This is a genomic window from Pseudoalteromonas sp. SG43-5 (genome assembly GCF_014164345.1).
GTDB classification, from domain to species: domain Bacteria; phylum Pseudomonadota; class Gammaproteobacteria; order Enterobacterales; family Alteromonadaceae; genus Pseudoalteromonas; species Pseudoalteromonas distincta.
This window is the reverse complement of record NZ_JACJFA010000002.1, coordinates 325,959-343,761: the sequence shown is the minus strand read 5'-3', so window position 1 is coordinate 343,761 and position 17,803 is coordinate 325,959. Positions and strand designations below refer to the sequence as shown.

Below are 17,803 nucleotides of genomic sequence, written 5' to 3'. Positions count from 1 at the left end.
AATTATAAGCCTCGCTCTTTATTCCATGCTCTTACTTTCATGCCTTCTTTTAGTGAATGCACACCGGCAGAAACAACAATTTGGCCTTCTTTAATACCACTTAACACCTCAATACCATCGCGGTGTAGCTGGCCAATTTTTACTGCTTGTTTATGTACTTGGCTAGTTTCTGAATCAAAAAGCCACACGTAGGCGTTATCTTTAATAGACTCTTGAGGTTCAGAAAACACTGATTCGATTGGCAGTATTGTGTAAGACACTTGCGAGCGCGTTACTTTACTTAAATCAATAAATACACTGCCCGTCATACCCGCTAGTAAATTAAAGTCCTCAGGTACTGGTAGCGAAAACACAACTTTATAGGTAAGTGTTGCAGGGTCTGCTTGGGTATCCCACTCTTTAATATCAAGTGTGTATTCTTTATCGTCAAAGCCATCGAATTTTACAGTAGGGTGGTAATCAGTGCCTTTTTGAAAACGAGCGACTATTTTTTCAGGAACTTGGATTTCTACATCCATTAAATCGCGTGTTTCTAAACGCAATATATTTTGTTTGGCTTGAATGTTTTCAAAGTTTTTAACAAATACTTTTGCAACTGTGCCTGAAAATGGCGCGCGTAGCTCGCTGTACTCAAGGTTTGTTTGTGCAATTTTAAATGCAGATTCAGCAATTTGCATATTAGCAGTGGCTTGATCTAATTCTGATTGGCTAGTGATTTTTTTCTCAAACAATTGCTCAATACGGCCAAGTTGTGATTTTGCCAATTCAAAGCGCGCTTTGCGCTCATCAAACTGCAACTGAAAATCTTCAGGGTCCAGTTTTGCTAATAAATCACCTTTTTCAACGTGTTCACCAGCAAGCACAGGAAACTTAATAAGTTCTCCATTTACCCTAAAAGCAAGGTAAGAGCCTTGGTTTGCAACAACCTCAGCAGGAAAGCTGCGAATGTTAGTTTGAGAATCATGACCTATGTTGAATAATTTAACAGGGCGAATGGGCTCTTCTTTAACTTGTTGTTCTGGCTCAGAACAGGCTATTAAGCTTAGTAAAGTCGTAGTTAAAAAACATAGACGAAAGAGTTTCATGTCTTCTCCGTTGCAATGATGGCAAAATAATTAAGTGCAGCATACGCTGCAAACATATAAAATAAAAATCATAAAATTTTAGAAACTCAATAAGTTTTACTTATAATGTTGCAGAGTGCTATATGAAGCTGAATCAATTAATAATTTTAGATGCCATAGTGCAAAGCGCAAGCTTAAGCGGGGCAGCACTAAAGCTACATAAAACGCAGCCAGCGCTTACACTTGCTATTAAAAATCTAGAAGAAAAAATAGGGTTTGAGTTGCTAGACAGAAGTAAGTACCGATTACAGCTTACTGAAAAAGGGCGAATTTTTCACCGCGAGGCGCAGCAACTTCTGCATGCCAACGACGAGCTAGCGCAGCTTGCTAAAGAATTGGCACTCGGAAATGAACCCCAATTTAGAATTTGTTACGAACAACTTTGCCATACGCAGAGTTACAACGAGATCATAAGTAATACTTTTAGATTGTTTACCAGCACCGAATTTAGCTTAACAAGCGGGAAGCGCTTTATTTCGTTAGAGCAAGTAAATAGTGGGCAAGCCGAATTAGGCATTGGCCCGTGGTTTGACTTATTTCATGCAACAGGCGATTTAGAAAGCGTACCTATAGGCAGGCTCGATATTGGCATTGTCAGCGCCAAAGGCGTACTTCCTCAAAGGCTCACCTATAGCGAACTACAAACGTATCCGTGTTTAGCCATGTTTGAAAGTGATTTGAGTATCGACAGCGACAGACTATCGTACTCAAAAGGCTCCGCCATGATGAAAATTGATGATGTATCGACCTTAAAATCGTTTTTACTTTCAGGCGCAGGTTGGGCAATGATGAGCCTAGAACACTGCGCTCCTGAAATAAAAGCAGGCTTACTTCAAGAAATACACATAACTGACCGAGAGCATAAATTTAGCGCGCAAATTAGAGCCTTTAGACAACATGCAGTGCACCACGGCCCTGTAGCGCGTACTATTTGGGAGCAATTTAAAGTACTTAGTGAGGCGTATTTAAATGAACGCTGATATTGATAAAGAAACACTTATTTATACTGTTATCGCAGGCATACCAATAGGTAAAGTAGCAAGCTACGGGCAAGTTGCAGCTCTTGCGGGCTACCCGCAAAACTCACGGTTGGTTGGGCGCTTATTAAAAATGATGCCAAACGACTCGGTTATACCTTGGCACAGGGTAGTGAATAGCCAAGGTAAAATATCATTCCTTGAAGGTAGCGAAAAATATCAAGAACAGCGCGAAAAGCTATTATCAGAAGGCGTACTGTTTAAAAACGACAAAGTGAATATGCGCGAGTGCCGGTGGCAGTAGAAGACAAGGAATGGCTTAATAATAGTATTTAAGCACTGTTACCAAACCAAGCATGTTGACCACTTTTTTATTTATGAAGTTTAGCAATACATATAAATAACCTGATATTTGAGCATTTAGTTTTATCTTCAATACAAGCCCCTTACTAACCGAAATTATCGATAAATGAAAAAGTTACAAAAAAGGGGCATATTTTCTACTTTCTAGCCATCAAAAATACAACGAGGTGAGCCTAAAACTCTTCCACACATACTTATACCTGCGTTTTCATGCAATCCACTAAAAATAAAGGTTTGGCATACCATTTGAAGTAACAATCTGTCGTAGAAAATAATGAGCATACCCGTGGTGGTACAAGAGCTCGCTTTAAAAGGTATCTCATATACAGCTAAGTAAAAATTCTTAAAGCTATAATAAAGGTGGCTGAGAACGTGTTTTAAGAACACGATTTATGCTCATCGGTACGTTATTAATTATCGAAATGACCAAGCGTATATATTTAGTTTTGAGTGTGACAATTTTTTAAAAACTTGATTTTAAGGACTAACCAAATATGACTGACCCTACTTTAGTTATTTTAATGTACTTTGTGATCCCTATTTGGCTTGTAGCTGGCATTGCGGATTGGTTTTGTCATCGACGTAGTAATATTTCTACAACAAGTGGTGCAAAAGAGTCGTTTATTCATCTATTAATGTTTGCCGAAGTGGGTATACCGTTAATTCTTGTTTTAATTTTTGAAGTTAATAGTTTGATTATTGCTATTAGTATCTTGTTGTTTTTTATTCATGAACTTACAGCAATGTGGGATGTAACTTACGCGGTAAGTAAACGTAGAGTGGGGCCAATAGAGCAGCATATACATAGCTTTTTAGAAATGATACCGCTGTTGGCTTTAGTATTAATTATTGCGCGGCACTGGGAGCAATTTACAGCATTATTTACCCCTGGGGGCTTTCCTCCTGAATTTACGCTCCAATTAAAAGAGTCACCAATACCAATAACTTACTTGATAACAGTGCTATTTATATCACTCGTGCTAGAGTTTATGCCTTATTTAGAAGAGTTAATTCGCGGTATACGTGCTAAAAAAGACAACGCATAAAGCCAGTTCGATAAATAGGTATAAAGCCTAAGTTGACTGCTTAAGCAGCTCTAGTTGTTTAAGCAGTTTGTTTATGCGTGCTTAAATAGGCTCACTCAACCTCGTACTAAGTCAAATAGTGCAGTGGGTAACTCAGGCTTTTGGGGTGTTTATAACCACGGTTTCATGAATACTTAGTGGATTTTGTTTAGATGTGATGCAAAAAGAGTAGGTAATAAAAGCGGCGTATACTCGCCGCTATTATGTTGTTTAACAATCATCTGTTGATGATTAAGGTAGATGTTGCCCACCTGTCACGCCCATTATTTCAGCGGTAATGTAACTTGACTCTTGCGAAGCTAAGTATACATATGTTGGGGCTAGCTCGGCAGGTTGGCCTGGTCTACCTAGTGGCACGTTATCACCAAATTCGGGAAGTTTTTTCGCCGGTTGGCCGCCACTTTGTTGTAGCGGAGTCCAAATTGGCCCTGGAGCAACACCATTAACCCTAATGCCTTTATCTATTACCATTTTTGCTAAACTTTTAGTAAAGCTAGTAATTGCGCCTTTAGTTGATGCGTAATCAAGAAGTCCAGCAGAAGGCTGGTAACATTGGATAGAGGTTGTGTTAATAATACTTGCCCCAGGTGGCATATGCTTTACTGCGGCCTTTGTTATCCAAAACATAGCAAATACGTTTGTTGCATATGTTTGGCAAAATTGCTCGGTAGATAAATCTTCTAACTCGGCGACAAATTGTTGCTTACCAGCATTATTAACTAGTATGTCAATTGACCCCAAGTATTCAACGCTTTGAGCGACAAGACTGTTACAGAAATTTTCATCAGATATGTCACCTGCAATACCCCAAGCCTTGTTACCACTGGCTTTTAGTATATCGAGTGTTTCTTTCGCATCGGTTTCTTCGCTGGGTAAGTAATTAATAACAACTTCCGCACCTTCTCTTGCAAATGCGATGGCTACGGCTTTTCCAATCCCAGAGTCGCCGCCTGTGATCAAAGCTTTACGGCCTTTTAACCTTTCGTGGCCCTCATAGGAATCTTCGCCATGATCTGCTTTAGGTTTTAAAATTTCATCTAGCCCTGGGTCCGGTTGATTACTGTCTTTTTCGGTACGTCCCATCTGATATTGGCTTCTAGGATCTTGCATAGTAAATTGATTAGTTGGCATATCAAAGTCTCCTCAACGTAAAGTTTAAGTTCGATTAATTGCATGTAATCACAAAGAGCGTAATCTCAGACAGCACAGCAATGCTGTTACTTCTCTTTGCTTAGCGTGAATTGGGTGATGTAAAAAATATAAGAGGCGTGTGTGCTTGTAAAATGTCGAAGCTAAAGAGCGACTAACTGATTTAGCACGAATAGCAATATTATAGTTAGCTTGTAATGCTCCCACTTTGTCTCTCCTTTAAAATTGACATTTTTAGCCGTTTACGTACACCGCCTTCTTTATAAAAAGCAATAGATATGCCACAGAGGTGCTTTAAAATATTAAGCTATGTTACTTATTTTAAAGTGTTTATATTTAAACTGGAGAAAATATAAGAGCGGATGACGGGTAAAAAGTGGATATTAGTACCGAAAATATTACACACCGTTCATTAAGCCAATCAAGTTGAGAAGATGCGTTTATGACTACACTGATGGGCTTATAATTAAGCCAGAAAATAGCAGCACGTTAAAGTGTGTCGTTAAGTGATATGCTAATCCCCCCGAAAAATTATAGAAGCCAAATATAGAATTTTCACCTATCGCAAGTATGCGTGGCACTCGAACTCAATTTTGTACTTTTCGACGTTAGCTTTTCTTTAGTGTAAAAATAAGCTGGGTTTTCATGGTAATTGCAATAAAACGTCAAGTAAGTTTGTTTAATACAAAATATTATTACTTTTTATCACTGTGCGTGCTTTTTTTATGAGGCGATGGGCACTTTACAGGTAAGTCTTACGAACACCGCAGACGCTAGGTTGAAGATAAATCAATTAAAAAAGGAAAAATCTTGATTTCTTACATTACAGTTTTTGAGTGGCTACTCATGGCTGTGTGCCAAAGTTCGGCTCAGTGCCAGTGTAGGTCGGATAAGCGAAGCGCCATCTGACAAAGTAAAATACCTTATCAATTATTATTAATACTTTATGTTGTCGAGTGGCTGGAGAGTGCCAATTGCAGCCATTCCGGTATAACTCGTTTCTGCCCCTTTCTGCGTTAGTTTGATTACTCGGTGGCAGATCGAGCCACTGACATCGAAGTACTTTTCCTCATGGGTGGCGATTGAGGGGCTGTGCTCGGAATCTCCCATAGATACGCAAATTGCACTTCAGATATTGCGATCCCAAAAAACGCATAACGATGCGTTTTTTGGTGTGTAGGTGTTGGGTTATAATTGATACTTAGCCTGCCATCTCATAACACGTGCTTTGTCACGATTTTCATAGGCCTGAATCGCTGGTAATAGTTCTAAGTTGAACTCTCTTTCGTTGTCATTAGCTATCGCCGTGAGAAGCATTGTGTACCAGGCTGTAATTCCCCCCTGAGGTGGTGACTTAAACTTTGGAAAGCGAGGAGTAACACCTTCTCCATCTATCCATTCATTTGGCAAATCGGGTCTGAGTATCAATGCTCGTCCAAGACCAATGGAGTCCGCTGCATTTATAGATAAGGCATCTATTACCTGCTCCCGTTTTTTAAAACCGCCAGTCACTACTAAAGGAATACTTGTTAAGCTTTTAGCCTTTATTGCAAAGTCAATGAAGTACGGGCCGCTTGAAGCACTGTCAGAGCTGGATTTTGCTCCAGGAAAATAAGAACCGCCGCTTATCTCAATCAAGTCGATAGACGTTTTATTAAGGATGCGAATAACTTCTAGAGCGTCGTCTTGAGATAATCCTCCTTCTAGTTGATCAGAAGAGTTCATCTTGATGCCAATAGGAAAAGTCCCCCCCACCGCATCTCGGACTTTCTCTATTATCTCTATAACGATTCTGCTACGTGCTTGTATTGAACCGCCATATTGGTCTTTGCGGTGATTGAATAGCGGAGACAGAAATTGGCTAAGCAGAAAACCATGACCTGCATGTATCTGAACACCTGTGAACCCTGTTTTTTTAGCAATCTTCGCAGCTCTGGCATACACATCTGGCAATAAAGATACTTCTTTCTCTGACATACCTGCACATTCAAATTCACTTATCTTAAGAGGTGATGGACCTTTGGGCTGGCTAAGTAGTTTGTAAGCCAGTCCTCCTGCATGACCTAACTGAGGCCATATGTGGGCATCATTAATCGATGCGCGGGAGGTTAACATTTGTAAATCTTTTAGGTTGGATTGATTAGTTAATACCAGGTTTCCTGGTTTTTCAGGGAACCTGGGATCTACCTGCACTTCACCAATGACGGATAACCCAATACCACCCTCTGCCCATCGTTCATAGAGTCGAGACTGAGCTTCAGTAGGGTTCCCTTCACCGTCAGCGAGTGAGTCAGACATTGCTGACTTTATTAGACGGTTTTTGATGACTGCGCCACAAGGGAGCTCTAAAGGAGGATCAAGTAAGTTCGCGGTGTGTAATGGCTGGGTCATATCTACCTCTCGGGGCACCAATACTTATGTACGGTGTTAATTAATAACGGTAGAGACATTGTCCCCGATTTTTACTAAACTAAAAAGATAGCAATAGTTCAAACACTTTTAAATATTATTTAATAATGAATACATCAGATCTCAATCTATTCATACGAATAGTGGAAACAGGCAGCATAACGGAAACCGCAAAACAACTGAGTGTCACTCCTGCGGCAGTCAGCTCTGCGCTTAAAAGACTGGAAAAAAAGTTGGATATACAGCTACTTATCAGAACCACAAGGCAATTAAGGATCACACCTCAAGGCGAACAATTTCTGTTTCATTGTCGCCAGGCATTAGCCAGTTTGGAGCAAGGTCGTATAGCTGCACATCAGACACAAGGTAAGGTGAGTGGCAAGCTAAGGTTGTCCGTTTCATCTGACTTAGGGCGCAATACTCTTTTACACTGGGTAGAAGAGTTACTGGATGAACACCCTTTATTGTCGATTGACCTTACGGTTGGCGATTCAATTTCAGATTTTTTTCTCGACCAAGTTGATATGGCACTTCGTTATGGGAAGCTAGAAGACTCATCGATGGTTTCATTTCATATCGCCACCATGAGCAGGATCACCTGCGCCTCTCCATCCTATATATCTAAACATGGTGAGCTAACGCATCCTAACAGCTTAAAGGAGCATAATTGCTTATTGCACCGTCGATCTGGTCGTTTATTGAACAGTTGGGAATACGCTGGTCATTCTGGCTCATACAAAGTCAAAGTGGATAGCAATCGAGTCAGCAATGATACTGACATTGTTCGTAAATGGGCTGTTAGTGGTAAAGGGATAGCGTATCGCTCCCAGATAGATGTCCATTCAGAACTTCGGAGTGGGCAACTTGTACGGCTTTTACCAGGCTTTGAATCACCACCTGTTGAGTTAAATCTAATCTGTCCAAGCAGAGAGCAGGTTAGCCCCGCTGTTATTGCTTTTCGGGAACTGCTCAGGAAGAAAGTGGCACAAATCGTTTCGTGATGGTGTTTCGTGGATTAATATACAGTATTGCAGCAAAAAATAATTCACTCCCAAAATCGACCATGCTCGAAACTGTCCAGTTCCGCGCAAACCGACCACCGCTGACAACGGTGGTCTTTGACGTTTTGAGATACGAGAAGTTATCTGAAAGCGGGGTTCTAGGTTATTTACTCTGACGAGCTTTTGTCCAAAATGAGTTTGATCGACCGTCTGTTTCTCGCTCATACCCGAATTCTTTTGTAGCGGGCTAAGCTTAAAACTCCATAAACACCGGAGTACAACTAATGCACCAGTTAACAATATATCAGCCTAAAGAGCCTTGGAATAAAAATAAGCTTGTAGGACAAAAGTTACCTCTGAAATTACAGCAAATATGGGCTATCCGAATACGACTAGAACTTTTTCATAAAATAAGAGATCTAGCACTATTTAACCTAGCCATAGATAGCAAACTAAGAGGGTGTGATTTAGTTTCACTAAAAGTTAACGACATCGCACATGGTAAAACAATTCAATCAAGGGCAATAGTCGTTCAAAAAAAGACTGGTATGCCCGTCCAATTTGAAATTACTGGGAATACAAGGAAATCAATTGTGGCGCTCATAGAGCAATTTACTCTCAACTCTTATGATTACTTGTTTAAGTCACGAATTCATTCCTCAGAACACCTTTCAACCCGTCAATATGGACGTATAGTTGATTCTTGGGTCACTTCAATTGGGTTAGATAAGACTCAATATGGCACTCATTCTATGAGACGTACTAAACCATCACTAATTTACAAAAAAACTAAAAATTTAAGAGCCTGTCAGCTTCTACTTGGCCATAGAAAACTAGAAAGCACTGTCAGGTACTTGGGAATAGAAGTTGATGATGCGTTAGAAGTATCAGAACAGATCGATGCTTAAGTTTGAACCAATGCCAGACCTGAAGTAAGCGTCTGGCATTGGTTTCTAAAAAAATGTTAATCCACGCTACTTTGTTCTAAGAAAATCATAATGAAGCTGTATCAATATTGATTTGATAAGGCTTACTGACAAATTCAGCCATTTTTATACACTCCTTAACTGCAAACCCTCGTCCTTTGTAGTTTGCGAAAGCAATATGAGTATTATCAGTTAACACTGCATATAATCTATAGTCATGTGTGTAGCCTTTTCTAGGTATAGCTTTAAAACCTTTAATATCTGATAATTTATAAACACGTTTAAAAATAGTATATAAACTACTCGACTTTAATTCCAAGGTTTGTTTTGCGAGATCAAAACGACATACATAGCCACCAAACGAACCACTCCACCCTAGCCAGCATATAAACCCAGATACCCATATCGGTAATGATTTTGCTTCATCAGAATTAAACACATTAATTAGCCCGATAAATAAAAAGAAACCACACAACAAAACTAGCAATAATCTAGTTAACCTCGGTTGTCGATAAATAGCTAGCTCACTAGATAGTTCTTTAAAATACATTACAGCACTCCGTATTTAACTAAGCCGGCAATGGCTGTAAAAACAAAAAATGGCAGGGATAGTTTTATTAGCGATTTGCGATCCCATATTTCAATGAAAACAAGATCTTCACTATTAAAATCTTCATCTTCCAGGTGAGAGTTTGAATTAGCTTTTTTAGTATCATGAGTAACTTGAGGTGAGTTATATAATTCACTTTGAGCAAACCTTATCGGTGTTTTATTAGGCCAATCCGATATGGTTTCAACTGCAGTAGTATTATATTTCGTATATAAAAACGAAATGAACATCTTAGCATCTGTATACTGTTTAAATTCATATAACTGATCAACAAACTTAATTTGATAAGGGCCTTGCGCGCCTATACTACTTAATTCAAATGATAGTGTATCAAACGGTACAACAATTTTACTTCTTTGAAAGTAACCCCATAATGCGGTTTTTAAATTAAGCTGTTTTTCTGTCCCGTTAAACTCTAAGCGGCTCTTTCGACCAAAAAGCAATATTGATATACTTAAAAAGAAGCTTGCAGAAATAGCGAAGAAAATACTTTCCCCTCCTTCGCTTGTTACTGTCATCACAATGCTAGTAATTCCAAGAATAAGCATAATAAACGCAAAAATTTTGCTTGTCATTTCGCGTCTTGAGGGCATTGTTGTATTACCACTTTGATCTGTTTTGAGAACTTTTTTTACAAGCTTGGATAGATTGTTATATTCCATTACTTCAACCTTAAAAATTAATTATTACCTTATTTACATTAACAAAAAGTAGCTAAGTAAACCTTATCTCACGATACTTATATCGCTCCTTATACAGAAGCAAAATTACTATTTACAATACAACAGTTAATTCAAGTCAGGAAATCTTAAATGCATTTGATATAAAAAGATGACCGTCTGCTTCTCGCTCAAACCAGACCATTTTAAAATGCTATACAAGCTCAATAAACATAATTACTAATTGAAATATAATGGCAAACACACCCAGCAATAACAAATAAGTGCCAAATAGCGTGGCTAAATTGGGTGCTTTTAGCGCTGTAAAATAATGTACCTAAACTATAAAAAATGCCGCCGGCAAGTAGCCAGTAAAGTGCTTTTACATCAACACTTGAATAAAGCGGATATACAATAGCCAGTGCAAACCAGCCCATGAGTAAGTAGGTGGCGAGTGATATTTTTTTATTACCGTTTTTTACAAATACTTTGTACGCCACGCCCGCCAGTGCCACCGCCCAAATAAATGTAAGTGTGGCCCATGACCATGACCAAGCACCGGATAATGAGATTAATAAAAAGGGAGTGTAGGTGCCGGCAATTAATAAGTATATGGCGCAGTGATCGCACTTTTTATAAAAGGCTCTTAAGCGCGGTTGAATACTGGCGTGGTACAAAGTGGATGACAAAAACAGCACAAATAGACTGCTGCCATAAATTGCAGTACTAACATACGCTTTAGTACTGGTGGCTTGGCTAAATAAATCCCACATAACAAACGCGGCAAATATAATACCGAGTGCATGGCTGATTACGTTTAGTTGTTCTTCTTTTTTAGAATAGGGCGCTTCTAACGACATGACAGATCCTACCGCTATTTGAATGAATTTTAGTGTACAAGTGTACGCTGAGTTTTTCAATGTTATAATTTTTATATAAATATAATAATTTATTATTTTTCATAAAGTTGAAACATCAATTTAACCAATGCGTAATTAATAAGACGTAAAAAAGTCGTAATAGTTCGTTAGATTACTGGTAATTCCTAAAAACAATTAACCGGACGAACAGTGAAAAACATGAGAAATAAATTAACAACACGGCCTTTTCTTAAACTTACTAAATTGTCTGTGGCGATGATTTGTGTTACATCAACAAATAGTTTTGCAGATCAAACCATAAATAAAGAACTTGATGAAATAGTGGTTGTTGCTCAAAAGCGTGCGCAATCAATACAAGATGTGCCCGTAACAATAAGTGCCTACGATGGCGACTTTTTAGAAAGCTTAGGTATTGGCGAACTAGATACTTTATCTGAAATAACACCAGGGCTTGTTATTCAAGAGCAAAGCCCTAACAACCCGGGCTTTGTAATCCGTGGTATTACGTCTGATAGTGGGTCGTCTCAATCATCACCTCGTGTGTCTATTTATTATAACGGAGCAGATGTATCACGCTCTCGTGGCTCATACTTTGAGCTTTTTGATGTAGAAGGGATTGAAGTTGTTAAAGGACCACAAGCGACACTGTTTGGAACAGCAGCTTCTGTAGGTGCTATTAGTGTAGCAACACGTAAACCAGAAAAAGATTTTTCGGCTCAATTAAAAGCATCCGTTGGTAATTATTCGGCCAAAGGTGTTAGTGGTTTTGTAACGGGTGGTAATGATTTAATGCAAGGCCGTGTTGCTTTTACTTATCGTGAACGTGATGGGTTTATAACGAATATTGCAGGAGATAGTAACTCCCAAAATCCGGCTGGGTTTAAGCAAGATGACATGCATGCTATTGAGCGTTTTTCTTATCGTCCGTCTTTACGTATTACACCTTATGACGATGTAACGATTGACTTGGTGTATACGTATGAAAAAAATGATGACTCGGGTACATCTTTTAAAAATGGGCTTTATGCACCAACCGGCGGTGATACAAGTCCATATAGCTTTGTTGAAATGCCAGGTAGTCCGTATGCAGAGTCTGTGTTTGGAAAAAAAGACTTAGGTGTGGAGCGCACAGTTAACGATTTAAATTTGACTGTAAATTGGGATGTAAGTAACGATTTAACAATCACCTCAATTACTGCAGGGCGTAATTTTGATTCTTTAGAAGTGTTTGATGCTGATGGTACGCAAGCATGGTTTTTAGAATTTGCAGAAGCTGCTGAGGGCGATCAATTTAGCCAAGAATTACGCGCTGTTTATACGCAGAATAAGTTCACTAGTATTTTTGGTGTGAGTTACTTTGAAGAAGATGGTAGCCAGCGTATTCCATTTAGTACAGAGGAGTCTATATTTTTAAATTGCTTAGGCGTATTGGGCTCAGGTGTTCCTTGTATTAATAATGATGGTAGCGTTAATATTTTAACGCCAGTATTAACAGGTGGTGTAGTAAACGAGTTGCCATATTCACTAGAGTTTACAAACTATGGTGAAAACAAAGCGTACTCAGCGTTTGCTGATGTAACTTATGCTGCAACTGAGGCACTAGAGTTAACAGCGGGTCTTCGTTATATAAAAGAAGAAAAGCGCAGTGGTTATAGCTCTGCAGCACCCAATAGTGTTTTAACACAAGCGCCATTGTTTACGGTTGATACAAATGGTGAAACATTCTATGGCGATGCTGATTATGATGATTGGCTGCCACGTTTTAATGCGCTTTATATAATAAACCCTACTACAAATATGTATGCGACTGTTTCAAAAGGGCGTCGTTCGGAAGTACTTGAAGTAAGTTCGGCTAACGATGAACAAGGGAGTGTCGAAGCTTCTATATCAGAAGTCCCAGCGGAAATTATTTGGAACTACGAAACCGGTATTAAAGGCAAAGCGCTTGACGGGCGTTTAGATTACTCTGTCGCTGTATTTTATCAAGATTACTCTAACTTTCAGGTTACGTTACAGGATGATGAAGGCGTTGCGTTTTCTGCAGATGCGGGCTCTGCCACTAATGTTGGCGCAGAGGCTGAAGTAAGGGCGTTAATTAATAATGAGTTTGAGGTATTTGCCAATACGGCTTACCTTGATGCTGAAATAGATGATGATAGTAATAACGGTAACCTCGCAGGCAATAAATTTAGATTACAACCAGAGTGGACGTTTAGTACGGGGCTGTTTTATTCAACAGAATTGTCGAACTCACTTAATTTAACGAGCTCTTTAATATATAGCTACCGCTCTGAAGTGTATTTTGAGCCAGCAAATGCGCCAATATCAGGCTTAGATATTAGCCAACCTGGGCTTGGATTAGTCAGTGCGCGCTTAGGAATTGCAAGTGATGATGATTGGGCCGTTAGTGTATTTGCCAGTAACTTATTAGATAAAGAGTATTTAGTTGATGCAGGTAATACTGGAGGGGGATTTGGCAACCCAACATTTGTTGCAGGGGCACCTCGCTTTGTTGGTATTGAGTTAACTCTCGGGTTTGGCGGACAATAATACATTTAACTACTTGATATTTTAATTGAGCCACTGCAAAGTGGCTTTTTTATGTGATCACGTTAAAGTGAATTTATATTAGGTAAAAATGAAACAAGATCTAAAAGCTGCTTTACTTACCGCCATTGTTTATCCTGGAGCGGGGCATTTTTCTTTAAGAAAACACCTTATAGGCGCTATTTTTGCGGGTGTATTCTCTGTTCTTTTAATTTTAACCTTTCAAGATATATTTGCGATTGCACAGTGTACTGCAAATGAAATTGTAAACGGAAAAATACCCATGTCGGTTACGGCCATTTTAAAAGCCGCGCAACAACCATCTAACGCCTGCGCTCAACTCGCTGAATATAAGTATGTACCTTTAATGATTATAATTTGGGTGCTGAGTATGCTGGATGCATATCGTTTGGGCAGAAAAGCGCTGCCTACTAAAAAATAAGCCAGTTAATCAGAACTCGGTTTGGTTGGCTTATTAATATTTACTCTGATATTTAGCTATTATTGATGGCGGTAATAATTATTACCGCTTTTTCCATTTTTATACATATTTTTTGTAACCGAGATTTTTGCCTGCACCATGTAAACATCGTATAAATACCTGTATATACCCAGTAAAATCCTCAAACCTCGTTAAATTGCTCACTTGTTGATACTTAGTTAATTAAAACCCTTCTCCTTGTTCCTTTTTATTCATTTAATGTTAATAAATAAATGATGCTTTTTGCTCGCCAAATTAACTTTGTTTAACTATTAAGTATTGGTTTTGTGTCAATTTATTACATCAAGCAATGACGACTGATAATTTCAATTTAAGGAAATACGATGAATAACAGTTCAAATAATCATAAAAGAAAGGATTTTAAAGTGGCGAGCTTATCGTTAGCTTTATTATTAGGATGCTCAACCATGGCCAATGCCGCTGTTGAGAAGTTAACGGTGAGTGGGAATCAAATTCTTGCAGGTGGAGATAACACAAGCTTTGCAGGACCTAGCCTATTTTGGAGTAATACGGGGTGGGGCGCTGAAAAGTTTTATACAGCACAAACAGTAGCAAAGGCAAAAACTGAATTTAATGCAACATTAATTCGTGCAGCTATTGGCCATGGTACGAGTACCGGTGGTAGTTTGAACTTTGATTGGGAGGGCAATATGAGCCGTCTTGATACTGTTGTAAACGCAGCTATTAGCGAAGATATGTACGTTATTATTGATTTTCATAGCCATGAAGCACATACCGATCAAGCAACTGCAATTCGCTTTTTTGAAGACGTAGCTACTAAATATGGGCAGTACGACAATGTTATTTATGAAATTTATAATGAGCCGTTACAAATCTCGTGGGCTAACGATATTAAGCCTTACGCAGAAACAGTTATTGATAAAATTAGAGCAATCGACCCTGATAACTTAATTGTGGTTGGTACGCCTACGTGGTCGCAAGATGTGGATGTGGCATCACAAAATCCGATAGATCGCGCCAATATTGCTTACACTCTGCATTTTTATGCTGGCACGCATGGTCAATCGTATCGAAATAAAGCACAAACTGCACTCGATAACGGTATTGCACTATTCGCCACAGAGTGGGGAACAGTTAATGCTGATGGCAATGGTGGTGTTAATATTAATGAAACCGATGCATGGATGGCATTTTTTAAAACAAACAATATTAGCCACGCTAACTGGGCTTTAAACGATAAAAACGAAGGTGCTTCGTTATTTACTCCAGGCGGTAGTTGGAATTCACTAACCGCGTCAGGCACTAAGGTTAAAGAGATCATTCAAGGTTGGGGTGGTAGTACGGTTGCTTTAGACTCTGATGGAGATGGTATAAATGACAGCCTTGATCAGTGCGATAATACTCCCGCAGGTACAACGGTTGATAGTATTGGTTGTGAAGTAACTGACAGCGATGGCGATGGTATTAGCGATAGTGTTGATCAATGCCCTAATACACCAGTAGGTGAAACTGTTAATAATGTAGGTTGCGTTGTTGAAGTAGTTGAACCACAAAGCGATGCGGATAACGATGGAGTGAATGATGATATTGATCAGTGCCCAGATACACCCGCTGGTACAAGTGTTGATACAAACGGATGCAGTGTTGTAAGTTCAACAGATTGTAATGGTATTAATACATATCCTAATTGGGTAAAAAAAGATTATTCGGCCGGTGCGTTTACTCACAATAACACCGACGATAAAATGCAATATCAAGGTAATGCATACAGCGCAAATTGGTATACAAACAGCATTCCAGGAAGTGATGCTTCGTGGACGCTTATCTATAGCTGTAGTTAAACGCGTTAAATAAAATATGCGAAGAAGGTAAATAATACATTTACCTTCTTTTTAAAAGTATTAGCCTTTATAAACACTTTGATGCTGGTTAACTATGTTATAGCTTGGGGAGTTTATGTTATCTATATAGCGCCAATCGGTTGTGATTTGCTCTTTAGTAATCGTCAGTAACATATATCCACGGTGTGATAAGTCACAATAGTTTAAGTCGTTTATTAGCAATGAAAGCGAGTCAGCCATTTGCTTTGCTTGTGCTGTATTAAGCGCTAAATAATGCTCCATACCCGGGGATGTAACACCTGGTGTTGCAAACTCTACTCCTACGCTTTCGCCTTTTGCATTTTTTAATGTGCCATGCCACGCATTGTGCGTATCACCTGCAACTACAACTAGCTTTTTATTTAATGCAGTAACACTTTTGTATAATGCTTCGCGCTCGCTTGGGTAACCATCCCACGCATCTAAATTGTAAGGCATTAAAGTATTTACGCGTGCGAGTTGCTCGGGTGTTACCGCTTTATTAGCTAAAACGGCTTTTTTAATGGCAACAAGCTCTTTTAACACCTGCGGTATTTTAGTGCGATCGGATTGCGAGAATATTTCAGTAGGTAGCCACATTTTAGTCATCAATACTTGCTGGCCCAATACTTGCCATTTTGCATTTGATTTAGTTATTGCACTCGTGAGCCAGTTTAGTTGTGTGTTACCTAGTAACTGCCTACTTGGATTATTTAAATCACTGGCAAAGCGCGCAACATCCATTTGTTTGGTCTCTAGGTTTTTATAGTCGCTGTAAGCGAGTTGTTTATCGCGTGCTATTACGCGCGTATCTAGCATGTGCAAGCTTATTAAATTACCAAAATCGAAGGTGCGGTATATTTGCGGGCTTTGTTCGCCCATAGGCGGTCTAATTGGCAGCCATTCGTAATAGGCTTGAATAGCTGCTGCACGGCGCTTAAAAAAGTCACCTTCATCAGGGGTATGATTTTCAGCACCACTTTTATAGGTATCGTTGGTAACTTCGTGATCATCCCATATTGCAATAAAAGGCGCTGCAGCGTGAAGAGCTTGAAGGCCTTGGTCTGTTCTGTAAATAGCATAGCGCTTACGATAGTCGCTAAGGGTAATAATTTCACCGGTGTTATTGGCTGCTAATTGGCGGCCAATTTTTTCAGCATTTTCGGTAGCGTATCCGCCCATTGGGTATTCGTAAATATAATCTCCCAAATGTAGCACTACATCTAAATTTTTTTGTTTAGCGGCATCGGTGTAGGCATTAAAGTACCCAGCAGGATAGTTTGAGCACGACACAACAGCCATTTTTACTTGTTCAATGTTATTTATTGGTAGTGTTTTAGCACGGCCAATTGGGCTTTGTGTATTTAAACCCATAAACCGATAAAAGTACTCTGTGTTTGGAGCAAGTTCTTGCACATCTATTTTTATTGTAAAGTCTCTGCTTTTATCTGTTTGTTCGCGCCCGCTGCGGATGATGTTTTTAAATTGAGAGTCACTTGCCAGTTCCCAAGCAACAGTAACTTCAAAATTTGATTGAGAAGTAGTTGCGCGTGTCCAAATAATTAAAGCATTACTGAGCGGATCGCCACTGGCTACACCGTGTTTAAATTCAATAGCCGATAGTGGTTTGTTTGTTAATGTTTGAGCACAACCTGTAATGGCACTCGATACTGCGACGGTAAATATACTTGCTGCTGAGGTTTTTAAAAAATTTCGACGTGATGAAAGGGTCATACTGCACTTTTTGAAT

Annotated in this window: 15 protein-coding genes; 8 read left to right on the top strand and 7 right to left on the bottom strand. The window is 39.2% G+C overall.

Annotation, left to right across the window (positions count from 1 at the left end; translation table 11 throughout):
• Positions 1-2: 2 nt before the first annotated feature.
• Positions 3-1,085 carry an efflux RND transporter periplasmic adaptor subunit gene (locus H5161_RS03815; protein ID WP_165724062.1) on the bottom strand — a complete coding sequence of 361 codons (1,083 nt, stop codon included), beginning with the start codon at positions 1,083-1,085 and terminating at the stop codon, positions 3-5.
• A gap of 122 nt (positions 1,086-1,207) precedes the next feature.
• Between H5161_RS03815 and H5161_RS03810 the strand changes: the two genes are divergently transcribed.
• The 3 genes from H5161_RS03810 (at position 1,208) to H5161_RS03800 (ending at position 3,510) form a co-directional block, all read left to right on the top strand.
• The gene (locus H5161_RS03810) at positions 1,208-2,104 is read left to right on the top strand and encodes a LysR family transcriptional regulator (RefSeq protein ID WP_182712431.1); all 897 of its coding nucleotides are present in this window, start codon (positions 1,208-1,210) and stop codon (positions 2,102-2,104) included.
• Positions 2,094-2,405 carry an MGMT family protein gene (locus tag H5161_RS03805; protein ID WP_165724065.1) on the top strand — a complete coding sequence of 104 codons (312 nt, stop codon included), beginning with the start codon at positions 2,094-2,096 and terminating at the stop codon, positions 2,403-2,405. Before H5161_RS03810 ends, H5161_RS03805 begins: the two co-directional genes overlap by 11 nt.
• A gap of 553 nt (positions 2,406-2,958) precedes the next feature.
• Positions 2,959-3,510 (top strand): diguanylate cyclase, encoded by a 552-nt coding sequence (locus H5161_RS03800; RefSeq protein ID WP_182768711.1) that lies wholly within the window; start codon positions 2,959-2,961, stop codon positions 3,508-3,510.
• Positions 3,511-3,780: 270 nt separating this feature from the next.
• Here the strand turns inward: H5161_RS03800 and H5161_RS03795 are convergent, their stop codons facing one another.
• Both H5161_RS03795 and H5161_RS03790 read right to left on the bottom strand, forming a co-directional pair.
• A complete protein-coding gene (locus H5161_RS03795) occupies positions 3,781-4,680 on the bottom strand; it encodes an SDR family oxidoreductase (RefSeq protein ID WP_182768710.1) in 900 nt (299 codons plus the stop codon).
• Positions 4,681-5,886: 1,206 nt separating this feature from the next.
• Positions 5,887-7,089 carry an NADH:flavin oxidoreductase/NADH oxidase family protein gene (locus H5161_RS03790; RefSeq protein ID WP_076924199.1) on the bottom strand — a complete coding sequence of 401 codons (1,203 nt, stop codon included), beginning with the start codon at positions 7,087-7,089 and terminating at the stop codon, positions 5,887-5,889.
• Positions 7,090-7,214: 125 nt separating this feature from the next.
• Between H5161_RS03790 and H5161_RS03785 the strand changes: the two genes are divergently transcribed.
• A complete protein-coding gene (locus tag H5161_RS03785; protein ID WP_182716920.1) occupies positions 7,215-8,108 on the top strand; it encodes a LysR family transcriptional regulator in 894 nt (297 codons plus the stop codon).
• 284 nt (positions 8,109-8,392) lie between these two features.
• Complete coding sequence (locus H5161_RS03780) at positions 8,393-9,016, top strand: tyrosine-type recombinase/integrase (protein ID WP_010388419.1); 624 nt, start codon at positions 8,393-8,395, stop codon at positions 9,014-9,016.
• A gap of 85 nt (positions 9,017-9,101) precedes the next feature.
• Here the strand turns inward: H5161_RS03780 and H5161_RS03775 are convergent, their stop codons facing one another.
• The 3 genes from H5161_RS03775 to H5161_RS03765 all read right to left on the bottom strand — a co-directional run bounded on the left by H5161_RS03775 (position 9,102) and on the right by H5161_RS03765 (position 11,163).
• Entirely contained in the window at positions 9,102-9,584 is a 483-nt protein-coding gene (locus H5161_RS03775; protein ID WP_010388418.1) for a hypothetical protein, read from the bottom strand.
• Complete coding sequence (locus H5161_RS03770; RefSeq protein ID WP_182768709.1) at positions 9,584-10,306, bottom strand: hypothetical protein; 723 nt, start codon at positions 10,304-10,306, stop codon at positions 9,584-9,586. The genes H5161_RS03775 and H5161_RS03770 overlap by 1 nt, the downstream gene beginning before the upstream one ends.
• Positions 10,307-10,527: 221 nt before the next feature.
• The gene (locus H5161_RS03765; RefSeq protein ID WP_182768708.1) at positions 10,528-11,163 is read right to left on the bottom strand and encodes a hemolysin III family protein; all 636 of its coding nucleotides are present in this window, start codon (positions 11,161-11,163) and stop codon (positions 10,528-10,530) included.
• Between the two features lie 219 nt (positions 11,164-11,382).
• Between H5161_RS03765 and H5161_RS03760 the strand changes: the two genes are divergently transcribed.
• From H5161_RS03760 to H5161_RS03750, 3 genes are all read left to right on the top strand, one after another.
• Entirely contained in the window at positions 11,383-13,734 is a 2,352-nt protein-coding gene (locus H5161_RS03760) for a TonB-dependent receptor (protein ID WP_182768707.1), read from the top strand.
• Between the two features lie 88 nt (positions 13,735-13,822).
• On the top strand, positions 13,823-14,173 hold the full coding sequence (locus tag H5161_RS03755) for a hypothetical protein (protein ID WP_182768706.1): 351 nt from the start codon (positions 13,823-13,825) through the stop codon (positions 14,171-14,173).
• Positions 14,174-14,556: 383 nt separating this feature from the next.
• Positions 14,557-16,035: a cellulase family glycosylhydrolase gene (locus H5161_RS03750; protein WP_182768705.1), complete on the top strand. Its 1,479-nt coding sequence runs from the start codon at positions 14,557-14,559 to the stop codon at positions 16,033-16,035.
• A 60-nt stretch (positions 16,036-16,095) separates the two neighbouring features.
• Here the strand turns inward: H5161_RS03750 and H5161_RS03745 are convergent, their stop codons facing one another.
• Complete coding sequence (locus H5161_RS03745; RefSeq protein ID WP_182768704.1) at positions 16,096-17,787, bottom strand: alkaline phosphatase; 1,692 nt, start codon at positions 17,785-17,787, stop codon at positions 16,096-16,098.
• Positions 17,788-17,803: the final 16 nt, after the last annotated feature.